The organism is Streptomyces sp. 184, from assembly GCF_045781775.1.
Lineage (GTDB): Bacteria > Actinomycetota > Actinomycetes > Streptomycetales > Streptomycetaceae > Streptomyces.
Genome location: NZ_CP123230.1, coordinates 2,283,960 through 2,309,849, shown reverse-complemented (window position 1 = coordinate 2,309,849; position 25,890 = coordinate 2,283,960). Strand labels below are relative to the sequence as shown.

Below are 25,890 nucleotides of genomic sequence, written 5' to 3'. Positions count from 1 at the left end.
CGGAATGCGGCGATGACGCAGCGCACACGGCCGGGATGGGCGGAATGTGACATATCACACAGTCTGCATCGGCAAGGCGACACGAATCACCAGTCCCCCGCCTTCGCGCGGCTGTGCGGTGACCGTCCCGCCGTGCGCGCGAATGACGGATCTCACAATGGACAGCCCCAGTCCTACCCCCTTGTCGCTGCCCGTACGCTCCGTGCGCAACCGCCGGAACGGCTCGAAAAGGTTGTCCACCTCGTACGCGGGGACGACCGGTCCGGTGTTGGCGACCGTCAGGACCGCTACGCCGGGCTGCGCCTCGGTCTGCACCTCGACCCAGCCGCCCTCCGGGATGTTGTACCGCACCGCGTTCTGCACCAGGTTCAGCCCCACCCGTTCCAGCAGCACGCCGTTGCCCTGGACGTACGCGGGCTTGCGCACCCCGCGCAGCTCGACGCCCTTGGTCTGCGCCTCGCCGCGGCTCTGGTCCATCGCCTGGGAGGCGACCTCGGCGAGGTCGACGGGCTTCCTGTCGACGATCTCGTTCTCGCTGCGGGCGAGCAGCAGCAGTCCCTCGACCAGCAGCTCGCTGCGCTCGTTGGTGGCCAGCAGCGTCTTGCCGAGCTGCTGGAGCTCCGGCGAGGCGTCCGGGTCGGAGAGCTGGACCTCCAGCAGGGTGCGGTTGATCGCCAGCGGGGTGCGCAGCTCGTGCGAGGCGTTGGCGACGAAGCGCTGCTGGGAGTTGAACGCCCGGTCGAGGCGGTCGAGCATGTCGTCGAAGGTGTCGGCCAGCTCCTTCAGCTCGTCGTCGGGCCCGTCCAGCTCGATGCGCTTGTGCAGGTCGGAACCGGCCACGCTGCGGGCGGTACGGGTGATGCGGCCCAGCGGCGAGAGCACCCGGCCGGCGACGACGTAGCCGAAGGCGAAGGCGAGGACCGTCATCCCCAGCAGCGCGAGCAGCGACTTGCGCAGCAGGGAGTCCAGAGCCAGCTCGCGCCGCCGCTCGATGCAGGCGCCGAGGATGTCGTTGAACTGGTCGTACGTCTTCGCGTCCGAGACCTCGGGGCACGGCTCGCTGGCCACCTGCACCGTGCCGCTGCTCTCCAGCAGCTTGAACGGGGTGGCGAAGCTGTCCAGGGCGGTGGCGGCCAGCAGATAGATGATGGCCAGCAGCACCATGCCGGCCATCAGGAACATGCCGCCGTAGATCAGCGTGAGCCGTATCCGGATGGTCGGGCGCAGCCAGTACGGCGCCGCGGCCTCCCGGGGGTCCCAGGTGGGCTTGGGCGGGGTGCCGGCGGGCAGCGCGCCCGACGCGGAGCGTCTGTTCTCGTCCATGGGGCCATCCGTCGGGTGCGTGGGGGGACGTCGGGAACGTCAGATGCGGTAGCCCGAGCCGGGCACCGTGATGATCACGGGGGGCTCGCCGAGCTTGCGGCGCAGCGTCATGACGGTGACCCGCACGACGTTGGTGAACGGGTCGGTGTTCTCGTCCCACGCCTTCTCCAGCAACTGCTCAGCGGAGACCACCCCGCCCTCGGCCCGCATCAGCACCTCCAGCACCGCGAACTCCTTCGGCGCGAGCTGCACCAGCCGCCCGTCCCGGTAGACCTCCCGGCGGCCCGGGTCGAGCTTGATCCCGGCCCGCTCCAGCACCGGGGGCAGCGCCTGGGTGCTGCGCCGGCCGAGGGCGCGCACGCGCGCGGTGAGTTCGCTGAAGGCGAACGGCTTGGGCAGGTAGTCGTCCGCGCCCAGCTCCAGCCCCTCGACGCGGTCGCGGACGTCGCCCGCGGCGGTCAGCATCAGCACGCGCGTGGGCAGGCCCAGCTCGACGACCTTGCTGCACACGTCGTCGCCGTGGACGAGGGGCAGGTCGCGGTCGAGCACCACGACGTCGTAGTCGTTCAGCTCGATGCGGTCGATGGCCGCCGCGCCGTCGTAGACGACGTCCACGGCCATCGCCTCCCGGCGCAGCCCGGTGGCCACCGCGTCGGCGAGCAGTTGCTCGTCCTCGACGACGAGTACGCGCACGTCGGGGTCCCTTCTCGTAGTGCGTGGGGGGCACGGATCGGTCCTGAAGAACAGCTCCATCCTGCCTGCAATGTGCGTAAACCGGTGGTAAGCAGCCGGGCACCCAAAGATTCTGCGGATCCGATGTTTCCACCCCCGGTGGTGCGGGGAGGACGATCCCACACCCGCCGATCACGTTTCCCAGCCTCCATTTCCGGCATGGCACACAGGCTGTAGCCGGAGGGACGGTCTCCGTGATCTGAACCGTCGGCACACCCCCAAGTGCCTCGACCCGACGACGAGGGGGCGCACACAATGGACGCTTTCACCGCTGGAATTCTTCAGCGCATCAAGAAGGCCGAGAACGAGCTGGACCGCGCCCGCGAGGAAGGCGACGAGTTCGGTGTCGAGGTCGAACAGGAGGAGCTGGACGATCTGCGCCGGCTCGCCGCCGACCACGGCGTCGAGGTCGGCGCCGGCTCCGGAGTCTGACCCGCCCGACGACCCGCTCCCGCCCCGGCACCGCGACGGTGCCGGGGCGCCGCACTGTCCGGAGGTGTCCGGGAGTCGTCGGGGCGGTGGCGCGGGGGTTTCGCGGTACGGGCGGGAAGGTGGCGGCACCGCGGGCGGCCCGGGCGGCGTGCGGCGGTGCCGTACGACGGGGCGGGAAGGGCCCTGGCGGTGGACGTGGCGGCGGTACGGCCTGGGGCGGAGCCCCGTCAGTCGTGCCAGGCGCCCAGCTCGTCCAGCAGCCGCTGGAGCGGCTCGAAGAGCCCCGGCACCGCGGCGACGGTCAGGTCCCCGTCGGGCCGCTCGCCCGGCCGGGCGCCGGTCAGCGCACCGCCCTCGCGGGCGATGAGGTCGCCGGCGGCCAGGTCCCACGGGTTGAGCCCGCGCTCGTAGTAGCCGTCGAGCCGGCCGCAGGCCACGTCGCACAGATCGATCGCCGCAGAGCCGCCGCGGCGGATGTCGCGGAGCCGGGGGATGAGCTGCCGCGCCACCTCGGCCTGGTGCGTGCGGACCGTGTGGACGTAGTTGAAGCCGGTGGAGACCAGCGCCTGGTCCATCGGCGGGGCGGGCCGGCAGTGCGCCGGGGTGCCGTTGACGTAGGCGCCGCCGCCGCGTACGGCGTGGTACGTCTCGCCGCGCATCGGCGCCGCCACGACGCCGACGACGGCCTCGCCCGCGTACTCCGCGGCGATGCTGACCGACCAGTCGGGGCGCCCGTAGAGGTAGTTCACGGTGCCGTCGATCGGGTCGATGACCCAGCGCACGCCGCTGGTGCCCGACCTGCTCGCGCCCTCCTCGCCCAGGATCCCGTCCGCGGGCCGGCGCTCGGCGAGGAACCCGGTGATCAGCTTCTCGGCGGCGAAGTCCATCTCGGTGACGACGTCGATGGCGCTGGACTTCGTCGCGGCCACGCCGAGGTCGGCGGGCCGGCGGTCGCGCAGCAACTCGCCCGCGCGGCGCGCGGCCTCCAGCGCCAGGGCCAGCAGTTCGTCGGACGGCGCGGCGGAGGGCTCGGGGCGGGGCTCGTCGGTCACGGTGCTCGTGCTCCTCGGGAGGCGGGGGCGGGACGGGGCCGGCGGGCGGGCGGGCGGTGTCAGTCGGCGCCCGCGGTCGCGGGCCGGGGCGTACGGGCCGGGCAGCAGCCCGCCGGGCAGACGTCGTGGCTGGGCCCCAGCGCGCCCAGCGCGCAGCGCTCCACCGGCTCCCCGCGCTCGGCCGCGGCCCGTTCCAGGACCAGCTCCCGCACCGCCGCGACGAACCGCGGGTCGGCCCCGACCGTCGCCGAGCGCACCGCGGGCAGACCCAGCTCCGCCGCCTTCGCGGCGGCCTCGGTGTCGAGGTCGTAGAGGACCTCCATGTGGTCCGAGACGAAGCCGACCGGCACCATCACCACCGCGGGCGCGCCGGCCGCGTGCAGCTCGTCGAGGTGGTCGCAGATGTCCGGCTCCAGCCACGGGATGTGCGGCGCGCCGCTGCGCGACTGGTAGACGAGCCGCCAGTGCCGCTCCACGCCCGTCGCCTCCCGCACCGCGTCCGCGACCAGCCCGGCGACGTCGAGGTGCTGGGCGACGTAGGCGCCGCCGTCGCCGTGGGCCCCGGGGGGGCCGGAGGTGCCGGCCGCGGCGGTGGGGATGGAGTGCGTGGAGAACGCCAGGTGGGCGCCGTCGCGTACGTCCGCGGGGAGCCGGTCCAGCGCGGCCAGCACGCCGTCGGCGACGGGGCGGACGAAGCCGGGGTGGTTGAAGTAGTGCCGCAGCTTGTCGACGCGCGGCGGCTCCAGGCCCTCCGCGGCGAGCGCGGCCAGCGACTCGGCGAGGTTCTCGCGGTACTGCCGGCAGCCGGAGTACGAGGCGTACGCGCTGGTGACCAGCGCCAGCACCCGCCGGTGTCCGGCGCGCGCGACCTCCCGCAGGGTGTCGGTGAGGTACGGGGCCCAGTTGCGGTTGCCCCAGTAGACCGGCAGGTCGAGGCCGGCGTCCGCGAAGTCCTCCCGCAGGGCGCGGAGCAGCTCGCGGTTCTGGGCGTTGATGGGGCTGACGCCGCCGAAGAGGAAGTAGTGCTGCCCCACCTCCTCCAGCCGCTCGCGCGGGATGCCGCGGCCCCGCGTGACGTTCTCCAGGAACGGAACCACATCGTCCGGGCCCTCGGGACCGCCGAAGGACAGCAGCAGAAGGGCGTCGTACGGCTGGGGGGACTGCGCGTCGGGCATGACTTCGATCCTGCCATGTACCGGCCGCCGGCCCCGAGCCAGGCACCGCCGTCGAGCCGGTCCGTACGCGCGAGTATCATCCCTGTCCAGCCGGGGGCGGGGAGCCGGCTCGGGAAGCCGACAGGGGCCGTACGACCGGCCCGTTCAGCGGATGGACGACGGATGCAGCAGGTGAGCAGCAGGAGGGCCGCGGGCGCCTGGCGCAACTGGGCGGGCACCGTCGCCGCGCGCCCCGCACGCACCGTCAGTCCCGCCGGCACCGCCGAGGCCGCCGAGGCCGTGCGCGCCGCCGCCGAGGACGGCCTGAAGGTGAAGGCCGTCGGTACGGGCCACTCCTTCACCGCCGCCGCGGCCACCGGCGGGCTCATGATCCGCCCGGAGCGGCTGGTCGGCATCCACGAGATCGACCGCGGGGCCGGCACCGTCACCGTCGCCGCGGGCACCCCGCTGCACCAGCTCAACCTCGCCCTCGCCGCCGCCGGCCTGTCGCTGACGAACATGGGCGACATCATGGAGCAGACGGTCGCCGGCGCCACCGCCACCGGCACCCACGGCACCGGCCGCTCCTCCGCCTCGCTGGCCGCCCAGATCACCGCCCTGGAGCTGGTCACCGCCGACGGCCGGGCGCGTACGTACTCCGCGGGGTCGACCGGAGAGGACGCGGCCGTCTTCGCCGCCGCCCGGCTCGGCATCGGCGCGCTGGGCGTCGTCACGTCGCTGACGTTCGCGGTGGAGCCCGTCTTCCTGCTCGCCGCGCGGGAGGAGCCGATGGCGCTGGAGAGCGTCCTCGCGTCCTTCGACGAACTGGCGGAGGACAACGAGCACTTCGAGTTCTACTGGTTCCCGCACACCGGCCGCTGCAACACCAAGCGCAACAACCGCAGCGAGGGCCCCGCACGGCCGCTCGGCCGGATCGGCGGGTGGGTCGACGACGAGCTGCTGTCGAACGGCGTGTTCCGGGCGGCCTGCGCGCTGGGGCGGGCGGTACCCGCGGCGATCCCGGGCATCGCGGCGGTCTCCAGCCGGGCGCTGTCCGCGCGTACGTACACGGACATCCCGTACAAGGTCTTCACCAGCCCCCGGCGGGTGCGGTTCGTGGAGATGGAGTACGCGCTGCCGCGTGCGGCGGCCGTGTCCGCGATCCGGGAGCTGAAGGCGATGGTCGACCGGTCGGGGCTGCGCATCAGCTTCCCGGTGGAGGTACGGGTCGCACCCGCGGACGACATCCCGCTGTCGACGGCGTCCGGGCGGGACACGGCGTACGTCGCGGTGCACCTGTACCGGGGGACGCCGCACCAGGCGTACTTCACCGCGGTGGAGCGGATCATGACGGCGCACGGCGGCCGGCCGCACTGGGGGAAGCTGCACAGCCGCGACGCGGAGTACCTGGCGGGCGTGTACCCGCGGTTCGAGGAGTTCACGGCGGTACGGGACCGGCTGGACCCCGGGCGGGTGTTCGGCAACGACTACCTGCGGCGGGTCCTGGGGGACTGACCGGGTGCACCGGTCCCGCGGGTTCCTACCGGGCGCCCTCCGGTGCCGCCGCGCCGTCCTGCTGCGGGGCCGCCGGAGACTCCCCGGTGCCGGGCTGCTCCTGGCCGTCCTCGCCGGCTCCCGGCGACGTCGGGGTGGGCGTGGGGGCCGGCGCCGTGCCGCCGTCGCCGCCGGTGCCGGGGGCGGGGTCGCCGCCGCCGGGCTGCGGGGTGGGCGTGCCGCCGGGGTTGCGGTCCCGGTCGGTGCCGTCGTCGGTGGCGCCGGAGCCGCCGTCATCCGGCTCGCCGGAGCCGGGGGTGCCGCCGGTCCCGCCGTCCTCCCCGGTCTCCTCGCTGTCCTCGCTGTCCTCGCTGGCCTCGGAGCCGGGCTCCGGGGTGTCGTCGTCGGTGGTCCGGCCGTCCTCGTCCGCCGGCGGGGAGTCGGACTTCCGTTCGCCGGGGCTGAAGGACGTGCCGGTGCGGTCGTCGCCCCAGGCGTTGGAGAGCGGTCCGCCGACGACCTTCTCGATGCCGAAGACCACGGCCATCACGGCGAGGAACGTCCCGGCGGCGACCAGCGCGAGGCGGCGCCAGCCGCGGGAACGGGTGCCGTGGGTGCTGGCGGCGCCGAAGCCGCCGGCGGCGGGCAGGAGTTGCGTCGCGTCGTCTCCTGCGGGCCGTGCCGCGGGCAGGAGTTGCGTCTCGTCCCCGGCGTCGGGGGCCACGGTCCGGAGCAGTTGCGTCTCGTCGTCCACCCGGTTGCGTACGGGCGTGTGCAGCGGCGTCGTCTGCTTGTGCAGCGCCTTCGGCGCCGCGACCGCGGCGTCCTTCAACTGCTGGCCGGTGCGCCGGAAGACGTGCTGGAAGAGCGCGCCGCCCGCGGTGGCGCCCACGCTGACCACGCCGGCGCCGATGATCGTGCCGTACACGCCCATGCTGGACGCGAGGAACGCGGCCACCATCGTGGCCGACGCACCGCCCGCGACCTGGGCGCCGCTCAGCTCGATCCGGCCCCTGCGCCGCTCCCGGCCCTCGTCGTCCGTCGTCCTGTCCGCCGTGCTCTGCATCTCCATCCCAAGATCGCTCCGATGGCCTCCTGCCGTCATGAACGACCGCGCGGACGGACCGATAGTTCCGATTCCGGGGATTCTGTGATGCAACGCACCTCTTGATCGAACCGGGGCGCAACAGGCAGACTCAACTGCCGTGCGACGTTCCGCGTTCGGTGGCGCGCCGGTCCACCCGCATGGCTCGAATGGAGTACTGTGGGCGAGCCAGTGCTCCGGTGCCCGTCCGACGGCGGCGATCACGGCCGCTGCGTTGCAAATGCGTAACCGTGTCATAACGGCGCATCGGGTTCCAAGACCCGACACGCCGGGCAACTCAGCAATGTTGTGGCAGGCTGCACCCGGGCAGGCCACACTCGACTAGCGGAAAGAGCAGCGACGCACCGAACGTCGGCAGGCACCACCGGGAGGTTCCCATGCCCGAACTGCGTGTCGTGGCGGTCAGTAACGACGGCACACGGCTGGTGCTGAAGGCTGCGGACAGTACGGAGTACACCCTTCCGATTGACGAGCGTCTGCGCGCCGCGGTGCGCAACGACCGTGCGCGGCTCGGCCAGATCGAGATCGAGGTCGAGAACCACCTGCGCCCCCGCGACATCCAGGCTCGGATACGAGCCGGGGCGTCGGCGGAGGAGGTCGCCGCGCTCGCCGGGATCCCCGTCGACCGCGTACGGCGCTTCGAGGGCCCGGTGCTGGCGGAGCGGGCGTTCATGGCCGAGCGGGCCCGCAAGACGCCCATCCGGCGGCCCGGCGAGAGCGCCGGTCCCGCGCTGGGCGAGGCGGTCGCGGAGCGGCTGATGATGCGCGGCGCGGAGAAGGACTCCTCGCGGTGGGACTCGTGGCGGCGGGACGACGGCACCTGGGAGGTGCTGCTCGTCTACCGCGTCGCCGGTGAGCCGCACAGCGCCGGCTGGACGTACGACCCACCGCGGCGGCTCGTACAGCCCGTCGACGACGAGGCGCGCGCGCTGATCGGCGACACCGACACCTCGCCGGACCCCAGCCTGCCGTTCGTGCCGAAGATCGCGCGGCTGCCGCGGAGTCCGGAGCGGCCGTCCGACGGCGGGCGCGGGGACAGGGACGCCTCCGGCGAGGACCGCGGGGACTCCCTGACCAGCCTGCTGGAGGCGGTGCCGAGCTTCCGGGGCGACCTGGTGGTGCCAGACCAGACCGCGTCGGCGGCCGCGTCCGACGGGCCGTCCGGGACGGCGGGTTCGGCTGGTTCCGTGACCAAGCCGGGTCCGGTCCACGGCCCCGTGCCGGGGCCGCAGCCGGAGGAGGAGTCCGAGCCGCCCGCGGTGGAGGAGGAGCCCGCGGCGCCGGCGGCGAGCGCGGGGTCGGCCGGTTCCGCGTACGCGGACGTGCTGATGCCGCGCAGCGTCTCGGCGCACCGGGAGCGGCTGACGGGACAGACGGACCGGCAGGCGGAGGCCGACGGCGTGCGGCCCGGCCGCCGGGCCGCGGTGCCGAGCTGGGACGAGATCGTGTTCGGGAGCCGGCGCAAGAAGCCGGAGTAGTCGAGCGGTCGGGCGCGGTCCGTACGGATTCCCTCCGTACGGACCGCGCCCCCGCTCTCCGCCGCGTCAACGCCGGGAGACGCCGCGCCCGTTGCCCGGGTACGCGGGCGGCGCCCCCCGCGCCGTCAGCCGGGCTCCGCGCCCGTCGCCACCTCTCGCGCCGGCTGCGCCACCCACTCCGACCACGACCCCGGGTACAGCGCCGCGGGGACGCCCGCGATCGCGAGCGCCAGCACCTCCTGGGCCGCGGAGACCCCCGAGCCGCAGTACACGCCGACCTCCGTGTCCGGGGCGGCCCCGAGGGCGCGGAAGCGCGCCGCGAGGTCGGCCGCCGGGAGGAAGGTCCCGTCCGCGCCCAGGTTCTCCGTGGTCGGTGCCGAGACCGCGCCGGGGATGTGGCCCGCGACCGGGTCGATGGGCTCCGTCTCGCCCCGGTAGCGCTCCCCCGCGCGGGCGTCGAGGAGCACGCCGCGGCGGGCGAGCGCGCCGGCCTCGTCGGCGGTGAGGACCGGCAGCGCTCCCGGCTCCGGCGTGAAGTCGCCCTCGCCGCCCGCGTACGGCGTACGGGACAGTTCGCCGGGCCAGGCGGCCAGTCCGCCGTCGAGGACGCGGACGTCGGGGTGGCCGGTGTAGCGCAGCAGCCACCAGCAGCGCGCGGCGGACCAGCCCTTCCCGCCGTCGTATACGACCACGGGACGGTCGCCGGAGACGCCGGCGCGGCGCATGGCGGCGCCGAAGACGGCGGGTTCGGGGAGCGGATGGCGGCCCTCCGGTCCGGGCGGGGCGGCCAGTTCGGCGTCCAGGTCGACGTAGGCGGCGCCGGGGATGTGGCCTGCGTCGTACTCGGGACGGCCGGGTGGGCCGCCGAGCGTGTAGCGCACGTCGAGCACGACGGGCGGCCGGGGGCCCGCCAGGTCGCTCGCGAGTTCGGTTCCGGAGATGATGGCATCCATGGGGCCATCTTGGCGCAGAGTCGCGCCGCGCTTCCCGCCCCGCCCCACCCATCCCGAAAAACGAACATCTCGCAACGAGACGGACAATTGTTCAGATGGATCGGCGCAGAGGGGGCGCACTGCGGCAAGGGGGATGGAAATATCTGGGGGGCGTCACCGAAGCGTCACCCACCGCCACCTCCCGATGGTCAGAGAGGGCTGCCATGTCCGAAGGAGCGATCCTCAGCGCGCCCGGCACACCGTGCTGGGTGAGCCTGATGGTGCACGGGCTGGACACGACCGAGGAGTTCTACCGGGGCCTGTTCGGCTGGGCCTTCGAGGAGGGCCCGCGCGCGCTGGGCGCGTACCGGCTGGCGCACCTCGACGGCGGCCAGGTCGCCGGGATCGGCGCGATGGCACCGGACCGCAGGCTGCCCGTCGCCTGGACGCCGTACCTGGCGACCGACGACGCCGACACCGCCACCGAGCAGGTGCGCTGCTGCGGCGGGACGGTGGGGGTGGGGCCGCTGGACGCCGACGCGGCCGGCCGGAAGGCGATCTGCGCGGACCCGGCGGGCGCGGTGTTCGGGGTGTGGCAGCCGCGGGAGCACTCGGGGGTGGAGCGGCGGGCCAGGCCGGGCACGCCGGTGTGGAACGACCTGCTGGTCGCGGAGCCGACGATGGTCGCGAAGTTCTACGAGCTGGTCTTCGGCTACGACGTACGTTCGGAGGGCGACACCGCGACGCTGTCCGTCCAGGGCAGGCCCGTGGCGTCGGTCTGCGGCGCCGACGAGGAGACGCTGCGCGAGACGGGGCCGCGCTGGACGACGCACTTCGAAGTCGCCGACGTGGACGCCGCCGTGGCGCGCGCGGTGGAGCTGGGCGGGCGGCAGGTGCGCGAGCCGCACGAGACGCCTGCGGGGCGGATGGCGGAGGTCGCGGACATCGAGGGCGCGCGGTTCACGCTGGTGCACACGCCGCGCTAGGCGGGCGCGCGGGCGGGTCCGCCGGAGCGTACGGGCGTACGTCTGCCGCGCGTGCGCCTCAGGAGCGTACGGAGAGCAGCGGGACCAGTTGTTCCGCCGGGGTCAGCGAGCCGTGCATGCCGACGAGCGCGGACTCCTTGGGCTCCGTGCGGGTGGCGACGATCGCGATGTCGTCGGCCGCGGCGGCGATGACGTCCCCGAGCCGGTCCCGTACCCGCTCGTCGACCTTCGGCCCGAACCAGCCCAGCGCGACGGCCTCGTCGCGGCTCACCACCCAGGCGCGCTCGCCCAGCACCTCGCGCCAGACGGTGAGCACGTCGGCGGCGGCGCCCGGGGCGGCGTACACGTGCCGGGCGCGGCCCTCACCGCCGAGGAGCCGCACGCCGGCGCGCAGCTCCCAGTCCTCGTCGACGTCGTAGCGGGCGTCGTCGGTGAAGGGGATGTCGACCATGCCGTGGTCGGCGGTGACGTAGAGCGCGGCGCGCGGCGGCAGTTGCTCGGCGAGGCGGCGGGCGAGGCGGTCGGCGTAGCCGAGCTGGCCGCGCCAGGCGTCGGAGTCGACACCGTGGCGGTGGCCGTTGCCGTCGACCTCGCTGTAGTACGTGTAGACGAGGGTGCGGTCCGCGGCGGCGAGCTGCTCCGCCGCGAAGTCCATGCGCTCCTCCCCCGACAGCCTGCCGTGGAAGGTGCCGCCGCTGAGCGCGACCGTCGTCAGCGGGGTGGTCTCGAAGGCGGGCGAGGAGACCTGCGCGGTGTGCACCCCGGCGTCGTGGGCGAGCTGGAAGACCGTGGGGTACGGCTGCCACTGGCGCGGCGCCGTCCAGGGGTGCCAGCGGAGCTGGTTCATCAGCTCGCCGGTACCCGGGTCGCGCACCGTGTAGCCCGGCAGGCCGTGGGCGCCGGGCGGCAGGCCGGTGCCGACGGAGGCGAGGGAGGTGGCGGTGGTGGCGGGGAAGCCGGCGGTCAGCGGCTCGCCGGTGGCCAGCCCGTGCAGGAACGGGGCGTCCTCGGGGTGGGCGAGCAACTGCTCCCAGCCGAGGCCGTCGATGAGGAACACGCAGACGCGGTCGGCCGGTTCGACCCCGGCGACGGTCGGCACGAAGCCGGGGACGCCGAGGCCGGCGGCGGCACTGGGCAGCAGGTCGGCCAGGGAGTTCGAGCCGTAGCGGGGGGCGGGCGCGGCGGCGGGGTCGAGCGGCGCGGGCCAGTCGGCGTGCTCCGGTGCCCCGGCGCCCGGCGTCCCCCCCGTGGCCGTCATCAGGCTTCGGGGCCGGCGGCGGTGGCCTCGGAGAGTGCCTGGGCGAAGTCCAGGGCCTGCCGTACGGTCTCGGGGCCGTCGCCGGCCTCGCTGACGCGCAGGCTCAGGTCGTCGGCGGTGGCGGAGCCGGTGTAGCCGTGGTCGGCGTCGCAGTTGGGGTCGCCGCAGGTGGCGGGCTCCATGTCGAGCCGGCTGACGGCGCCCCAGCCGACGGTCAGCACGACCTCGCGGGGCAGGGTGCCGGGGGTGTACGCCTCGGGGTTGCCGACGACGCGGCTGAGGACGACGGAGGAGATCCGGGCGAGCTTGACGGATTCGGTGGAGGTGGTGGCGTACGGCGTCGGGGAGGTGGCGTCGGCGGCCTGCTCGTCGGTGTGGCTGACGATGAAGCGGCTGTCGGTGAGGACGAGCACGGTGACGTGCCGCCGGACTTCGTTGGCGTCGAACGTCGTCTCCTGGTGGACCAGGTACCCGGACACGGGCTCCCCGCCGACGGCGGCCTCCACCGCCTCCGCCACGAGGGCGGGGTAGTAGCCGCTGCGCTCGATCGCCGCGCGCAGCCCCTTGGTCGCGGTCCCGGTCTTAGCCATGCGCCCATCCTACGGCCCGGGGGGCCCGCCCCGGTCCGCTGTCGCGAGGCCCGGGGGCGGGCGGGGCGCGCGGGTTGGCGCCCGGGCGGGCCCGGTGGGGGCGCGGGCCGGTATCCGGGCCGGTCGGGGGCCCGCCCGTCAGTAGCTGGGCATGCGGCGGGCGCCGAGGTCGATGCGGGGCGGCGGCGGTGCCAGCCGCAGGGCTGCGGACAGCACGCTGACGCCGTGCGGGGCCACCACGACCGGGGACAGCTCGGCGGAGACCACCTCGGGGTGCTCGTCGACGAAGATCGACAGCCGCAGCAGCAGCTCCTCCAGCGCCGCCGTGTCCACCGGCTGGGCGCCGCGCCAGCCGAAGAGCAGCGGGGCGCCCCGGATGGCGCGGATCAGCCCGGCGGCGTCGCGGTCGGTCGCGGGCACGAGCCGGTGCGCGAGGTCGCCGAGCAGCTCGGAGGGGGCGCCGGACAGGCCGAAGGAGAGCACGGCGCCGACGCCGGGGTCGACGGTGGCGCGTACGACGGTGTCGACGCCGCGCGGGGCCATGGCCTGCACCACGGGCTGGAGCTCGGCGGCGTTGCCGAGGGTGCCGGTCAGCTCGGCGTGGGCGAGGCGCAACTGCTCCTCGCCGGCGAGGTCGAGCCGTACGCCGCCGAGGTCGGGACGGTGCCGCAGGTGGACGGCGGTGGTCTTGAGCGCGACGGGGTAGCCGAGCCGGGCGGCGGCGGCCGCGGCGGCGTCCGGGTCGGGGGCGGGCAGCGCGGGCAGCACGGTGATCCCGTACCGGCCGAGCACGCGCGCGGCGGCCTGCTCCGGTACGTCCAGGGGCATCCCTTCCGCGTGGGCCGGGGCGCCCGCCCCCACCAGCCCCGCGATGTCCGCCGCGGCGCCCGCCGGGTCCAGGTCGTCGTACTCCGGCACCCGGCCGGGCTCCGCCGCGCGCCGGCGCCACTGGGCGTAGCGCACCGCCTGGGCCAGGGCCCGCGCCGCCCGCTCCCCCGCCGGGTACGTCGGGATGCCGTCCGGTGGGGCGGCCAGGGCGTCGGGCAGGCCCTCGATCTCCAGGTGGACGACGGCCACCGGCTTCGTCGCGCCGGCCGCCGCCGTGCGCAGCGCGTCCGCCAGCGCCCCCGCGTCCTGCGGCCCCGGCACCGCCGCGAGCGCCGGCACGTCGGGGTCGGCGACCCACGGGATGGCGGTGACCAGCACCGCGTCGCAGCCGTCCGACGCCAGCGCGCCGGCGACGGCGGCCCGGAAGTCCTCCGGCGCGGCGGCGGCGGTCAGGTCGCGCGGGGGCAGCGGGCGCAGCCCCGCCGCACGGCAGGCGTCGTAGGCGAGAAGGCCGAGGGAGTCGGAGTTGCCGACGATCGCGACCCGCGGCCCGGCGGGCAGCGGCTGGGCGGCGAGCAGCAGCCCGGTGTCGACGAGTTCGGTGACGGTGTCGACGGCGACGACGCCGGCCTGGCGCAGCAGCGCGCCGACGGTATCGGCGGGTACGGAGGTGCCGGGCACGGCGTGGCCGGGCGGTGTGCTGGCGCTGTGCCGGGCGCCCTTGACGACCACGACCGGCTTCACGGCGGACGTCCGGCGGGCGAGGCGGGTGAACTTGCGCGGGTTGCCGAGGGATTCGAGGTACATGAGGACGACGTCGGTGGCGCCGTCGTCGTGCCAGTACTGGAGCAGGTCGTTGCCGGAGACGTCGGCGCGGTTGCCCGCGGAGACGAACGTGGACACCCCGGCGAGCGCCGCGCCCGGCCGCCGGTGCAGCCCGGACAGCAGCGCGATGCCGATGGCGCCGGACTGGGTGAAGACGCCGACGCGGCCGGTGCCCGCGGGTTCGGGGGCGAGGGTGGCGTTCAGGCGGACGGGCGGGGCGGTGTTGAGGACGCCGAAGGCGTTGGGGCCGATGACCCGCATGCCGTGGCCGCGGGCCTGCCGGACGAGTTCGCGCTGGCGCGCCCGGCCCGCGGCGCCGGCCTCGGCGTAGCCGGAGGAGAGCACGACGAGGCCCTGGACGCCCTGTTCGCCGCAGTCGTCGACGACGTCGGGTACCCGGGCGGCGGGCACGGCGACGACGGCGAGGTCGACGGGCTCCTCGATGTCCCGTACGGAGCGGCGGGCGGGGACGTCCTCGGGCCCGATCCGGTCCTGCCCGGCGGGGTAGGCGTGGTTCACGGCGTACAGGCGGCCGGTGAAGCCGGCGGCGAGCAGGTTGGCGAGGACCGTGCGGCCGACGCCGCCGGGGCGGCGGCCGACGCCGATGACGGCGACGGAGCGCGGCGCGAGCAGCCGCTGTACGGAGCGGGCCTCGGCGCGCTGCTCGCGGCCGTGCATGACGGCCAGCGACCGCTCGGTCGGCTCCAGCTCGAACTCCAGCCGGACGACGCCGTCCTCGAAGCTGCGCTTCTGGGTGTAGCCGGCGTCCGTGAACACCTTCATCATGCGGCTGTTGGCGGGCAGCACGTCGGCGACGAAGCGGCGCACGCCGCGTTCGCGGGCGCAGGCGGCGATGTGTTCCAGCAGCGCGGAGGCGACGCCGCGGCCCTGCTGGTCGTCCTGGACGAGGAACGCCACCTCGGCCTGCGGGGCTCCGTCGGCGGCGGGCTCGATGCGGTCGTAGCGCACGGTGGCGATGAAGGCGTCGCCGACGACGGCGGCCAGGCCCACGCGGTCGACGTAGTCGTGGTGGGTGAAGCGGTGCACGTCCTTGGCGGAGAGCCGGGGGTGCGGGGCGAAGAAGCGCAGGTACTTGGACTCGTCGGAGACCCGGTCGAAGAACGCGACGAGCCGGTCGGCGTCGTCCGGGACGATCGGCCTGACCTGTGCGGTGCCGCCGTCGCGCAGGACGACGTCGGCTTCCCAGTGGGTGGGGTACTCGTGTGCCGACGGGGTGGCCATGGGGCCCAGGTTACGGTCCGCGCACGCTGGCGGGAGCGGGCGCGGCAGGGCAGTCTGAGGGTGACCGCGGGGCGTGCCGGGCTCCGCGGGGCGGCCGGGGCGGGCGGCGGAAGGCCGCGCCCCGGGACGTCTGCACCGGCCGGGCACGGTCCGGCCGCTTCGGCGCGCGTGCAAGGATGGTCTAGACAACTAGAACGATGAAGACGAAAGGGCAACACCATGGTTGAGCGCCGCGTCACCGTCGGCTGGGCCGAGGGGCTGCACGCCCGCCCGGCGTCGATCTTCGTGCGGGCGGCCACCGCCGCCGGCGTCCCGGTGACGATCGCGAAGGCCGCCGACGGCAACGCCGTCAACGCCGCGTCCATGCTGGCCGTGCTGGGCCTGGGCGCCAAGGGCGGCGACGAGGTCGTCCTCGCCACCGACGACGAGACCTCCGACGCCGCGCTCGACCGGCTGGCGAAGCTGGTCCAGGAGGGCCTGGACGAACTGCCGGAAACCGTCTGAGGCCCTTCCGCGTGCCAATCCGCGCGCACCGGCGGGCGGAAATGGCCGGTTACCGCCGACGGCAATTCCACGTCCCGGCATTTCTCGCGTCTCCCGCGCCCGGCATTTCCCCGGCGCAGACAATTGTTACGGCTGATCGCTTCCCGTGTTTACGGCATGTTTCCGGGAACTCACCCGCACGGTTCTGCGCAATTCGTACGCGCCCGTCGAGCGCTCCACATGCGCCACGGCAAGCCCTCTGGCCCGCTCCGCGTCGCCGCGCGCCACGGCGTCGGCGATCGCGCCGTGCTCGTCCCACGCCTCCACCGACCGGACCGCCGGCGAGGCCCCGTACAGCCAGGACACCTTCCGGCGCAGTTGCACCAGCAGCACGGCGAGGTTCCGGCTGCCGGTGGCCTGCGCCAGCGTCTCGTGGAACCACGTGCTCAGCGACGGCAACTCCGCGACGTGCCCGCGCTGCGCCCGCTCCCTGCCGAGGCGCACCAGGCCGTGCAGCACCTTCAGATGGGCCTCCGTGCGCCGCTGGGCCGCGCGGGCGGCGCCCAGCGGCTCCAGCAGCGCGCGTATCTCCAGCAGGTCGGCGGCGTCCTGCGCGGTGGGCTCGGCGACGCAGGCGCCGGCGTGCCGCTTGGTGGTGACGAACCCCTCCGACTCCAGCGTGCGCAGCGCCTCGCGGACGGGCACCCGCGAGACGCCGTACCGGCGCGCGAGGTGCTCCTCGGCGAGCCGGCCGCCCTGGGGGAAGAATCCGGAGACGATGTCGTCGCGGATCGCCGTGCACACCGCCTGGGAAATGCCGCCGTTCACCGCGCACACCGCACAATCCACACCCCTTAAGCGCCGCCCGGGTGAACAGTATGGCAGCGGTGGGCGAATTACGGCAGGAACGCGAAAGAGCCCGGCGGTGCCGCCGGGCTCTTTCGGTCTGCTACGGACCGGTTTCCGCAGGAAGCGGAAAGTCGGACTTCAGCCGGAGACGACCCTGACCTCGCCGATGCCCAGCTCCCGCACCGGCTCGGCGATCTTCTCCGCGTCGCCGACGAGCACGGTGACGAGCCGGTCCGTGGGGAACGCGTTCAGCACCGCCGCCGTGGCCTCCACCGTGCCGGTGGCGGCCAGCCGGGCGTACTGCCGGGCCTGGTAGTCGTCCGGGAGCTGCTGCTCGACCTGGTCGGCCAGCGTGCCGGCGACCGCGGCCGACGTCTCGTAGCGCAGCGGGGCCACGCCGACCAGGAAGTCCGCCGCCGCGTCCCGCTCGGCGTCGGTCAGCCCGTCGGCCAGCGAACGCAGCACCTGCCAGGTGTCGGCCAGCGCCGGGCCGGTCACGTCGGTCTCCACCGAGCCGCCGATGGCGAGCATCGCGGCGCCGGTGCCGTCGGCCGGGGAGCGCAGCGACTGGGCGGAGGCGCGTACGCCGTAGGTGTAGCCCTTCTCCTCGCGCAGCACGACGTCCAGCCGCGAGGTGAGGGTGCCGCCGAGGCAGTACGTGCCGAGCAGTTGGGCGGGCCACACGGCGTCGTGCCGGTCGGCGCCGACGCGGCCGACGAGCATCTGCGTCTGCACCGCGCCCGGGCGGTCGACGATGACGACCCGGCCGGTGTCGTCCGCGGCCACCGGCGGCAGCGGGCGGGCCTCGGCGGGGGTGCCGGTCCAGGTGCCGAGGGTGCGGGCCAGCTCGTCGGCGACGTCCACGCCGGTCAGGTCGCCGACGACCACGACGGTGGCGGTGGCGGGCCGGACGTGGGCGTCGTAGAAGGCGCGTACGGACGCCGCGTCGATGCGCGCGACGGACTCCTCCGTGCCCCAGCGGGGACGGGAGAGGCGGTCGCCGGCGTCGAACAGCTCGGCGTACAGCGCCATCGCGGCGCGCCGCCCGGGGTTGGCCAGCTCGTGCGGGATCTCGTCCAGCCGGTTGGCGACCAGCCGCTCGATCTCGTCGTCCGGGAAGGCGGGCGCGCGCAGCGCGTCGGCGAGCAGCGTCAGACCGCGGCGCAGCCGGGAGGCGGGGACCTCCAGGGAGACGCGGACGGCCGGGTGGTCGGCGTGCGCGTCGATGGTGGCGCCGCAGCGCTCCAGCTCGGCGGCGAACTCCTCGGCGCTGTGCGTGTCGGTGCCCTCGGAGAACGCCCGCGCCATGATCATGGCGACGCCGTCCAGGCCCGCCGGCTCGGCGTCCAGCGGCGCGGCCAGGCACACCTCGACGGCGACGACCTGCTGGCCGGGACGGTGGCAGGTGAGCACCGTCAGCCCGTTGGGCAGGGTGCCGCGGTCCGGCGCCGGGAACGCCCAGGGCCGCGCCTCGCCGCCCTGCGGGCGGGGGTGGAACGTCATCGTGCTGGTCGTCTCGGCGGTCACGCCTGAACCTCGTCTTCCTCGGTGCTCGCGGCGCCCGGGGCGCCGGCGTTCTCGTCGGTGGCGTCGCCTGCCTCGTCGGCCGCCGGTGCCGTGGGCTCGTACACGAGGGCCGCGCGGTTCTCCGGGATCAGCCGCGCCTTGGCGACGGCCTGGACCTCCTCGGCGCTCACGCCGAGGATCCGGTCGACCGCGCCGAGCGCCAGCTTCGGGTCGCCGAAGAGCACGGCGTAGCGGCAGAACTCGTCCGCCCGGCCGCCGACGGTCGCCAGCCGGTCCAGCCACTCGCGTTCGAGCTGCGCCTGCGCCCGCTCCATCTCCTCGGCCGTCGGCCCCTGTTCGGCGAAGCGGGCCAGCTCCTCGTCGACCGCGCTCTCGATGGCGGGCACCTCGACGCCGCCGGACGCCTTCACGTCCAGCCAGCCGAGCGACGGCGCGCCGGCGAGCCGCAGCATCCCGAACCCGGCCGCGACGGCGAGCCGGTCGCGGCGCACCAGGCGGTTGTAGAGCCGGGAGGACTCGCCGCCGCCGAGCACGGTCAGCGCCAGGTCCGCGGCGTCGGCCTCGCGGGTTCCGTCCTCGGGCAGCCGGTACGAGGCCATCAGCGCCCGCGACGGCACCTCTTCGGCGAGCGGCACGCGCTGCGCGCCGCCGAGGGTGTCGGGCAGCGAGCCGTCGCGCGGGGGCTGCTTGCCCTCGTGCGCGGGGATGGAGCCGAAGTACTTCTCCACCCAGGCGAGTGTCTGCGCGGGGTCGATGTCGCCGACGACGGAGAGCACCGCGTTGCTCGGCGAGTAGTACGTGCGGAAGAACGCCTGGCAGTCGGCGAGGGAGGTGGCGTCCAGGTCGGCCATCGAGCCGATCGGCGTGTGGTGGTAGGGGTGCCCCTCCGGGTACGTCATCGCGGCGAGCTTCTCGAAGGCCGTGCCGTAGGGGACGTTGTCGTACCGCTGCCGGCGCTCGTTCTTCACCACGTCGCGCTGGTTGTCCAGGCTCTCCTCGGTGAGCGCGGTGAGCAGCGAACCCATCCGGTCGGCTTCCAGCCACAGCGCCAGTTCGAGCTGGTGCGCCGGCATGGTCTCGAAGTAGTTGGTGCGCTCGAAGCTGGTGGTGCCGTTGAGCGAGCCGCCGGCCGACTGCACCAGCTCGAAGTGGCCGTTGCCGGAGACCTGCGCCGAGCCCTGGAACATGAGGTGCTCGAAGAGGTGGGCGAGGCCGGTGCGGCCGGCCACCTCGTGGCGCGAGCCCACGTCGTACCAGATGCACACCGACGCGACGGGCGTGAGATGGTCCTCGGAGAGGATGACCCGCAGCCCGTTGTCCAAGCGGTGTTCTTCCAGTGTCAGTCCGCCGGAGTTGGCCTGCGGGGTGGCCGTCTGACCCATGGGCATGGAGTCCCTTCGATCGCTGCTGTACGCGGGACACCGGACGTCCGGTGTCGCGCCCCCACTGTATGCCGGGGGCCATGCGCCGGGTCGTGGTCGGCGATGTCGGCGCGTGGGTCCACAATGGGGGCGCACCACGACCGCCCGTGAACGAGCCGATGAGGAGCAGCAGCCGAGATGGCCCGCCGCAGAAGCAGTGCCCCGCCGCCTGAGGAGTTCGAAGAGCGGATCCTCGACGTCGACGTCGTGGACGAGATGCAGGGCTCCTTCCTTGAATACGCGTACTCGGTCATCTATTCCCGCGCACTCCCCGACGCCCGCGACGGCCTGAAGCCCGTACACCGGCGCATCCTGCACCAGATGAACGAGATGGGCCTGCGCCCCGAGCGTTCGTACGTGAAGTGCGCGCGCGTCGTCGGCGAGGTGATGGGCCGGCTGCACCCGCACGGTGACTCCGCCATCTACGACGCGCTGGTGCGCATGGCGCAGCCGTTCTCGATGCGGCTGCCGCTGGTCGACGGCCACGGCAACTTCGGCTCCCTCGGCAACGACGACCCGCCCGCGGCCATGCGCTACACCGAGTGCCGCCCGGCGCCCGCGGCGACGCTGATGGTCGAGTCGATCGACGAGGACACCGTCGACTTCGCCCCCAACTACGACGGCAGCGAGCAGGAGCCCGTCGCCCTGCCGTCCGCGTTTCCCAACCTGCTGGTCAACGGCGCCTCCGGGATCGCGGTCGGGATGGCGACCAACATGCCGCCGCACAACCTCGGCGAGGTCGTCGCCGCCGCGCGGCACCTCATCCGGCACCCGGGCGCCGACCTGGAGACCCTGATGCGGTACGTCCCGGGCCCCGATCTGCCCACCGGCGGCCGGGTCGTGGGCCTCGACGGCATCCGGGACGCGTACGAGACGGGCCGCGGCAGCTTCAAGATCCGCGCCACCGCGGCGGTGGAGCAGGTCTCCGCGCGCCGCAAGGGCATCGTCGTCACCGAGCTGCCCTTCACCGTCGGCCCGGAGAAGATCCGCGCCAAGGTCAAGGACCTCATCGGGGCGAAGCGGATCCAGGGCATCGCGGACCTGAAGGACCTCACGGACCGCAAGCACGGCCTGCGGCTGGTCTTCGAGATCAAGAACGGCTTCCACCCCGAGGCCGTGCTGGAGCAGTTGTACAAACTGACGCCGATGGAGGAGACCTTCGGCATCAACAACGTCGCGCTGGTCGACGGCCAGCCGCTCACGCTGGGCCTGAAGGAGCTGCTGGAGGTCTTCCTCGACCACCGCTTCACCGTGGTGCGGCGGCGCAGCGAGTTCCGGCGCACCAAGCGCCGCGACCGGCTGCACCTGGTGGAGGGCCTGCTCGTCGCGCTGCTCGACATCGACGAGGTCATCCGCATCATCCGGGCCAGCGAGAACGCCGCGCAGGCCAAGGAGCGGCTGATCGCCCACTTCTCGCTCTCCGAGATCCAGACGCAGTACATCCTGGACACGCCGCTGCGCCGGCTGACGAAGTTCGACCGGCTGGAGCTGGAGGCCGAGCGGGACCGGCTGACGGCGGAGATCGCCGAGCTGACGCGGATCCTGGAGTCGGACGCGGAGCTGCGCAAGCTGGTGTCCGGGGAGCTGTCGGCGGTGGCGAAGAAGTACGGCAGCGAGCGCCGCACGGTGCTGCTGGAGGCCGGCGGTGAGCCGGCCGCGGCGGTGCCGCTGGAGATGTCCGACGACCCGTGCCGGGTGCTGATGTCGTCCACCGGGCTGCTGGCCCGTACCGCCAACGGCGATCCGTTCGGCGAGCCGGCGCCGTCGAAGCGGGTCAAGCACGACGTGATCGTCTCCGCCGTGCCGACCACGTCGCGGGCGCACGTCGGGGCGGTGACCTCGGCCGGGCGGCTGCTGCGGGTGTCGGTGATCGACCTGCCGGTGCTGCCGGAGACGGCGGCCCGGCCCAGCCTGGCGGGTGGCGCGGCGGTCTCGGAGTTCCTGACGCTGGACGACGGCGAGAAGGTCGTCTGCCTCACGACGCTCGACGAGTCCTCGCCCGGCCTGGCGCTGGGCACCGAGCAGGGCGTGGTCAAGCGCGTGGTGCCGGACTACCCGGCGAACAAGGAGGAGTTGGAGGTCGTCTCGCTCCGGGACGGCGACCGGATCGTCGGCGCGGCGGAGCTGCGCACGGGCGAGGAGGACCTCGTCTTCCTCACCAGCGACGCGCAGTTGCTGCGCTATCCCGCGGGGCAGGTGCGGCCGCAGGGCCGGCCGGCGGGCGGCATGGCGGGAGTGAAGCTGAGCGCGGGGGCGAAGGTGGTCGCGTTCCACGTGGTCGACCCGGCGGTGGAGGCGGCGGTGCTGACGGTCGCGGGCTCCACGGGGGCGCTGGACGGGGCGTGGGTGCAGACGGCGAAGCTGACGCCGTTCGACCAGTTCCCGCGGAAGGGGCGGGCCACGGGCGGCGTGCGCTGTCAGCGGTTCCTGAAGGGCGAGGACTGTCTGACGTTCGCCTGGGCGGGGCCGGTCCCGGCGCGCGCGGCGGGACGTTCGGGCGGCCCGGTCGAGCTGCCGGAGCCGGACCCGCGCCGCGACGGCTCGGGGACGCCGCTGGCGAAGCAGGTGACGGCGGTGGCAGGACCCGTGTAGGCACCGTTTAGGCGCGGTACAGACGCGGGGCCCGCGGGTGAGCGCGGGCCGCGGCGGCGGGCGGGTCCCGGGGCACGGCGGCGGGTACGGGCGGTCCGCGGCGTTCCGGCCTGATTTCCGCGCTGGACCCGGGGGTCGCCTGGTGCCAGCGTGGGGGCCATGAGGACTCCGACCGTCACCGACGCCCTGCTCGCCCGCCGGCTGATCCGCGACGTGCTGCCGCCGACCCCGCTGTGGTCCTACCCCGCGCTGGACCGGGGTGCGGCCGCCGCCCTGCTGGTCAAGCACGAGAACACCCAGCCGACGGGCGCGTTCAAGGTACGCGGCGGCCTCGCGCTGCTCGCCTCGATGACCGGCGAGGAGCGCGCCCGCGGCATCGTGGGCTACTCCACCGGCAACCACGCCCAGTCGCTCGCCTACGCCGCCGCCCGGCACGGCGCGCCGTGCACGATCGTGATGCCGGAGCGCCCCAACCCCGGCAAGGCGCGCGCCGTCACCGCCCTCGGCGCGGAGCTGATCGAGCACGGCGCGACGTTCGACGAAGCCCGCCCGTACGCCGGGCGGTTGGCCGCCGAGCGCGGCGCCCGGCTGGTGAGCGCCGCGGACGAGCCGGAGATCGTCGCCGGGGTGGCCACCGCGTACCTGGAGCTGTTCGAGCAGGCGCCGGACCTGGACACGGTCGTCGTCCCGGTCGGCGGCGGCAGCGGGGCCGCCGCCGCGTGCCTGGTCACCGCGGCCGTCGCCCCCGGCTGCCGGGTGGTCGGGGTGCAGTCCTCGGCCTCCCCGGCGGCGTACGAGTCGTGGCGCGCGGGCCGCATCGTCGAACGCCCCAACCGCACCCGCGTCGAGGGGCTGGCGACGGGCAGCGGCTTCACGCTGCCGCAGGAGTTGATGCGCGCCGGGCTCGCGGACTTCCTCCTGGTCGACGACGAGGCGATCGCCCTCGCCCAGGGCAGCCTGATGCGCGACGCGCACACGCTGGCCGAGGGCGCGGGCGCGGCGGCGTTCGCGGCGCTGCACGCGCACCCGGACGCCTTCGCGGGGCAGCGCGTGGCGGTTGTGTGTACGGGAGGGAACGCGCAGGACGCGGAGATTGCCAGGGCGGTTCACCTGAAGGTGTGAAGGGTCGGGAATGCCCCGTCTGTGATCTCACCGCGTTGCTCATTGTGGGCAGTCGGCAACCCCGCCGAGCGAGGAGAACACTCCGGTGAACAACCCCCAGGGGCCCGAGGGCGCCCCGGCAGCCCCTCCCCACGATCCCTGGTCCGACCGGCCGGACTGGTCCGGCTGGTCGGACGTGCCGCCCTGGCCGGCCCGGTCGGCGCCGACCGACCGCAGGGAGCAGTTCTACGCGCCCGGCGGCCCGGAGCCCGGCTGGGGCTGGGACGGCTGGGACGGCTGGGAGCCGGAGCCGGCCGCCCCGGCCGTCCCGGTCACCCGGTACGCACCGCCGCCGCCCCCGGCCGCGGACCGCCGTACGGCGGCGAAGGACGCCGGTCCGCGCGCGTACTCCGGCACGGACGGCAACGGCGCCGACGGTCCCGATGCCGATGCCGATGCCGATGCCGACGACGACGTGTACCTCGCCGTGCACACCGCCCCCGAGTTCCAGCGCGTACGCCGCCAGTACCGCCGGTTCGTCGTGCCCGCCGCGCTCGCGTTCCTCGCCTGGTACCTGTCGTACGTCGTCGCCGCCACCGCCGCCCCCGAGCTGATGGGCCGCCGGGTCCTCGGCCCGGTCAACGTCGCGCTGCTCGCCGGCCTCGGCCAGTTCGCGACGGCCTTCCTGCTCACCTGGGCGTACGCCAGGCACGCCCGGCTGCGCCGCGACCCGGCCGCGCTCGACCTGCGCTGGGACATCGCCATGCGGACCCGCCGCTCCGACGGGTACGTCGACACCCGCACCGACGCCGCGCGGGAGCCCGGCCGGTGACCGGGGAGCACCAGAAGCTCGCGCTGCTGCTGTTCTGCGCGTTCGTGGCGCTGACGCTGGGCATCACGCTGTGGGCGGGCCGGCGGCGGCACGGCTCACCGGAGGAGTTCTACGCCGGCGGGCGGCTGTTCACACCCATGGAGAACGGTTTCGCCATCTCCGGCGACTACATGTCCGCCGCCTCCTTCCTCGGCATCTCCGGCCTCATCGCGCTGCACGGCTACGACGGCGTCCTGTACTCGGTCGGCTTCCTCGTCGCCTGGCTCGTGGTGCTGCTGCTCGTCGCCGAACTCGTCCGCAACTGCGGCCGGTTCACCCTCGCCGACGTCGTCGTCTCCCGGCTGCGCCGCCCGCGGGTGCGGTTCGCGGCGGGCATCTCGTCGGTGACGGTCTCGGTGCTGTACCTCGTCGCGCAGATGGTCGGCGCGGGCAGCCTGGTGTCGCTGCTGGCCGGCGACCACACCGGCACCGCGGCGCGCACGGCGGCGGTCGCGGGCGTCGGCGCGCTGATGGTGACGTACGTCGTGCTCGGCGGGATGCGCGCCACGACCTGGATCCAGATCGTCAAGGCCGTGCTGCTCCTGGCCGGGGCGCTCACGCTCACCGTGCTGGTGCTGCTGCGCTTCCACGGCGACCCCGGCGCGCTGCTCGACGCCGCGGCCGGACGCAGCGGCCACGGCCAGGACTTCCTCGCCCCGGGCCTGGCGTACGGCGGCGGGCTCGCGGACCGGCTGGACTTCCTCAGCCTCGGCGTCGCGCTGGTCCTCGGCACCGCCGGCCTGCCGCACATCCTGGCCCGCTTCTACACCGTGCCGACGGCCACCTCCGCGCGCCGCTCGGTGGTCTGGTCGATCGGTCTGATCGGCGGCTTCTACCTGATGACGATCGTGCTCGGCTTCGCCGCCGCGGCACTGGTGGGCGGCGATGCGGTGCGCGCGGACGACCCGTCGGGCAACACGGCGGTGCCGCTGCTGGCGCTCGATCTCGGGGGCGGCGCGGCGTCGGCGGGCGGAACGATTCTGTTCGCGGTGGTGGCGGCGGTGGCGTTCGCGACGATCCTGGCGGTGGTCGCGGGGATCACGCTGGCGTCGTCGGCGTCGGTGGCGCACGACCTGTACGCGACGGTGCGCCGCTCCCGGGCGCGGCGCCGCGCGGGTCGTGCGGCAACGGGCAAGGGTCCGGCCGCGGCCGGCGAAGCCGCCGGCGGTCCGGGCGAGGTGGCGGTGGCGCGGGTGGCCGCGGCGGTCATCGGGGCGCTCGCCATCGGCCTCGGGCTGCTGGCGCGGGATCTGAACGTGGCGTTCCTGGTGGGCCTCGCGTTCGCGGTGGCGGCCTCGGCGAACCTGCCGGTGCTGCTCTACACGCTGTTCTGGCGCCGCTTCACCGCGCGCGGCGCGCTGTGGTCGCTGTACGGCGGGCTCGGTCCCGCGGTGCTGCTGGTGGTCTTCTCGCCGGTGGTCTCGGGCGGCCCGGACGCCCTCTTCCCGGGCGTGGACTTCCACGTCTTCCCGCTCCAGAACCCGGGGCTGGTGTCGGTGCCGCTGGGCTTCCTCGCGGGCTGGCTGGGCACGGTCACGTCCGCCGAGCCCGCGGATCCCGTACGGCATGCGAAGACGGAGGTCAGGGCGCTGACGGGGGCGGGGGCGGCGTAGCG

General features: G+C 74.6%; 21 protein-coding genes. 9 read left to right on the top strand and 12 right to left on the bottom strand.

From position 1 onward, the window contains the following. Positions 1-54 precede the first annotated feature (54 nt). Together QBL21_RS09860 and QBL21_RS09855 are read right to left on the bottom strand one after the other, a co-directional pair. The gene (locus tag QBL21_RS09860) at positions 55-1,323 is read right to left on the bottom strand and encodes a sensor histidine kinase (protein WP_407561691.1); all 1,269 of its coding nucleotides are present in this window, start codon (positions 1,321-1,323) and stop codon (positions 55-57) included. Between the two features lie 39 nt (positions 1,324-1,362). Further along, positions 1,363-2,016: a response regulator transcription factor gene (locus QBL21_RS09855; RefSeq protein WP_407561689.1), complete on the bottom strand. Its 654-nt coding sequence runs from the start codon at positions 2,014-2,016 to the stop codon at positions 1,363-1,365. A 294-nt stretch (positions 2,017-2,310) separates the two neighbouring features. Here QBL21_RS09855 and QBL21_RS09850 point away from each other — a divergent pair, with 294 nt between their 5' ends. Next, positions 2,311-2,487, top strand: a complete 177-nt coding sequence (locus tag QBL21_RS09850; RefSeq protein ID WP_164492590.1) for a hypothetical protein — start codon at positions 2,311-2,313, stop codon at positions 2,485-2,487. Positions 2,488-2,714: 227 nt separating this feature from the next. Here QBL21_RS09850 and QBL21_RS09845 read toward each other — a convergent pair whose 3' ends face one another. Both QBL21_RS09845 and QBL21_RS09840 read right to left on the bottom strand, forming a co-directional pair. Beyond that, on the bottom strand, positions 2,715-3,539 hold the full coding sequence (locus QBL21_RS09845) for an inositol monophosphatase family protein (protein WP_407561687.1): 825 nt from the start codon (positions 3,537-3,539) through the stop codon (positions 2,715-2,717). A 59-nt stretch (positions 3,540-3,598) separates the two neighbouring features. Beyond that, positions 3,599-4,714, bottom strand: coding sequence for a ferrochelatase (locus QBL21_RS09840; protein ID WP_407561686.1), 1,116 nt, complete (start codon positions 4,712-4,714; stop codon positions 3,599-3,601). Between the two features lie 162 nt (positions 4,715-4,876). Between QBL21_RS09840 and QBL21_RS09835 the strand changes: the two genes are divergently transcribed. Next, positions 4,877-6,208, top strand: a complete 1,332-nt coding sequence (locus QBL21_RS09835; RefSeq protein ID WP_407561685.1) for a D-arabinono-1,4-lactone oxidase — start codon at positions 4,877-4,879, stop codon at positions 6,206-6,208. 25 nt (positions 6,209-6,233) lie between these two features. On the opposite strand, the gene QBL21_RS09830 is transcribed toward QBL21_RS09835, so the two are convergent. Then, complete coding sequence (locus QBL21_RS09830) at positions 6,234-7,259, bottom strand: hypothetical protein (RefSeq protein WP_407561683.1); 1,026 nt, start codon at positions 7,257-7,259, stop codon at positions 6,234-6,236. Positions 7,260-7,669: 410 nt separating this feature from the next. Between QBL21_RS09830 and sepH the strand changes: the two genes are divergently transcribed. Then, positions 7,670-8,770, top strand: a complete 1,101-nt coding sequence (gene sepH, locus QBL21_RS09825; RefSeq protein WP_407561681.1) for a septation protein SepH — start codon at positions 7,670-7,672, stop codon at positions 8,768-8,770. Positions 8,771-8,895: 125 nt separating this feature from the next. Here sepH and QBL21_RS09820 read toward each other — a convergent pair whose 3' ends face one another. Next, positions 8,896-9,723: a sulfurtransferase gene (locus tag QBL21_RS09820; protein WP_407561679.1), complete on the bottom strand. Its 828-nt coding sequence runs from the start codon at positions 9,721-9,723 to the stop codon at positions 8,896-8,898. A gap of 203 nt (positions 9,724-9,926) precedes the next feature. Here QBL21_RS09820 and QBL21_RS09815 point away from each other — a divergent pair, with 203 nt between their 5' ends. Beyond that, positions 9,927-10,688: a VOC family protein gene (locus tag QBL21_RS09815; protein ID WP_407561677.1), complete on the top strand. Its 762-nt coding sequence runs from the start codon at positions 9,927-9,929 to the stop codon at positions 10,686-10,688. Between the two features lie 58 nt (positions 10,689-10,746). Here the strand turns inward: QBL21_RS09815 and QBL21_RS09810 are convergent, their stop codons facing one another. The 3 genes from QBL21_RS09810 to QBL21_RS09800 form a co-directional block, all read right to left on the bottom strand. Next, a complete protein-coding gene (locus QBL21_RS09810; RefSeq protein WP_407561675.1) occupies positions 10,747-11,946 on the bottom strand; it encodes an alkaline phosphatase family protein in 1,200 nt (399 codons plus the stop codon). Continuing rightward, positions 11,946-12,536 (bottom strand): DUF5998 family protein, encoded by a 591-nt coding sequence (locus tag QBL21_RS09805; RefSeq protein WP_407561673.1) that lies wholly within the window; start codon positions 12,534-12,536, stop codon positions 11,946-11,948. Before QBL21_RS09805 ends, QBL21_RS09810 begins: the two co-directional genes overlap by 1 nt. Before the next feature lie 138 nt (positions 12,537-12,674). Further along, positions 12,675-15,431: a GNAT family N-acetyltransferase gene (locus QBL21_RS09800; RefSeq protein WP_407561671.1), complete on the bottom strand. Its 2,757-nt coding sequence runs from the start codon at positions 15,429-15,431 to the stop codon at positions 12,675-12,677. A gap of 219 nt (positions 15,432-15,650) precedes the next feature. On the opposite strand from QBL21_RS09800, the gene QBL21_RS09795 reads away from it, so the two are divergent. Continuing rightward, positions 15,651-15,935, top strand: a complete 285-nt coding sequence (locus QBL21_RS09795; protein WP_407561670.1) for an HPr family phosphocarrier protein — start codon at positions 15,651-15,653, stop codon at positions 15,933-15,935. A 126-nt stretch (positions 15,936-16,061) separates the two neighbouring features. Here the strand turns inward: QBL21_RS09795 and QBL21_RS09790 are convergent, their stop codons facing one another. The 3 genes from QBL21_RS09790 to QBL21_RS09780 form a co-directional block, all read right to left on the bottom strand. Beyond that, a complete protein-coding gene (locus tag QBL21_RS09790; protein WP_407561668.1) occupies positions 16,062-16,751 on the bottom strand; it encodes a GntR family transcriptional regulator in 690 nt (229 codons plus the stop codon). Positions 16,752-16,901: 150 nt separating this feature from the next. Then, on the bottom strand, positions 16,902-18,266 hold the full coding sequence (locus QBL21_RS09785) for a M16 family metallopeptidase (protein WP_407566365.1): 1,365 nt from the start codon (positions 18,264-18,266) through the stop codon (positions 16,902-16,904). A 20-nt stretch (positions 18,267-18,286) separates the two neighbouring features. Continuing rightward, a complete protein-coding gene (locus QBL21_RS09780; protein ID WP_407561666.1) occupies positions 18,287-19,672 on the bottom strand; it encodes a M16 family metallopeptidase in 1,386 nt (461 codons plus the stop codon). 177 nt (positions 19,673-19,849) lie between these two features. On the opposite strand from QBL21_RS09780, the gene QBL21_RS09775 reads away from it, so the two are divergent. The 4 genes from QBL21_RS09775 (at position 19,850) to QBL21_RS09760 (ending at position 25,888) form a co-directional block, all read left to right on the top strand. Then, a complete protein-coding gene (locus tag QBL21_RS09775) occupies positions 19,850-22,303 on the top strand; it encodes a DNA topoisomerase (ATP-hydrolyzing) subunit A (protein ID WP_407561664.1) in 2,454 nt (817 codons plus the stop codon). Positions 22,304-22,462: 159 nt separating this feature from the next. After that, complete coding sequence (locus tag QBL21_RS09770; RefSeq protein WP_407561662.1) at positions 22,463-23,425, top strand: threonine/serine dehydratase; 963 nt, start codon at positions 22,463-22,465, stop codon at positions 23,423-23,425. 85 nt (positions 23,426-23,510) lie between these two features. Beyond that, a complete protein-coding gene (locus QBL21_RS09765; protein WP_407561660.1) occupies positions 23,511-24,236 on the top strand; it encodes a DUF485 domain-containing protein in 726 nt (241 codons plus the stop codon). Continuing rightward, positions 24,233-25,888 (top strand): cation acetate symporter, encoded by a 1,656-nt coding sequence (locus tag QBL21_RS09760; RefSeq protein ID WP_407561658.1) that lies wholly within the window; start codon positions 24,233-24,235, stop codon positions 25,886-25,888. The genes QBL21_RS09765 and QBL21_RS09760 overlap by 4 nt, the downstream gene beginning before the upstream one ends. The last annotated feature ends 2 nt before the right edge of the window (positions 25,889-25,890 follow it).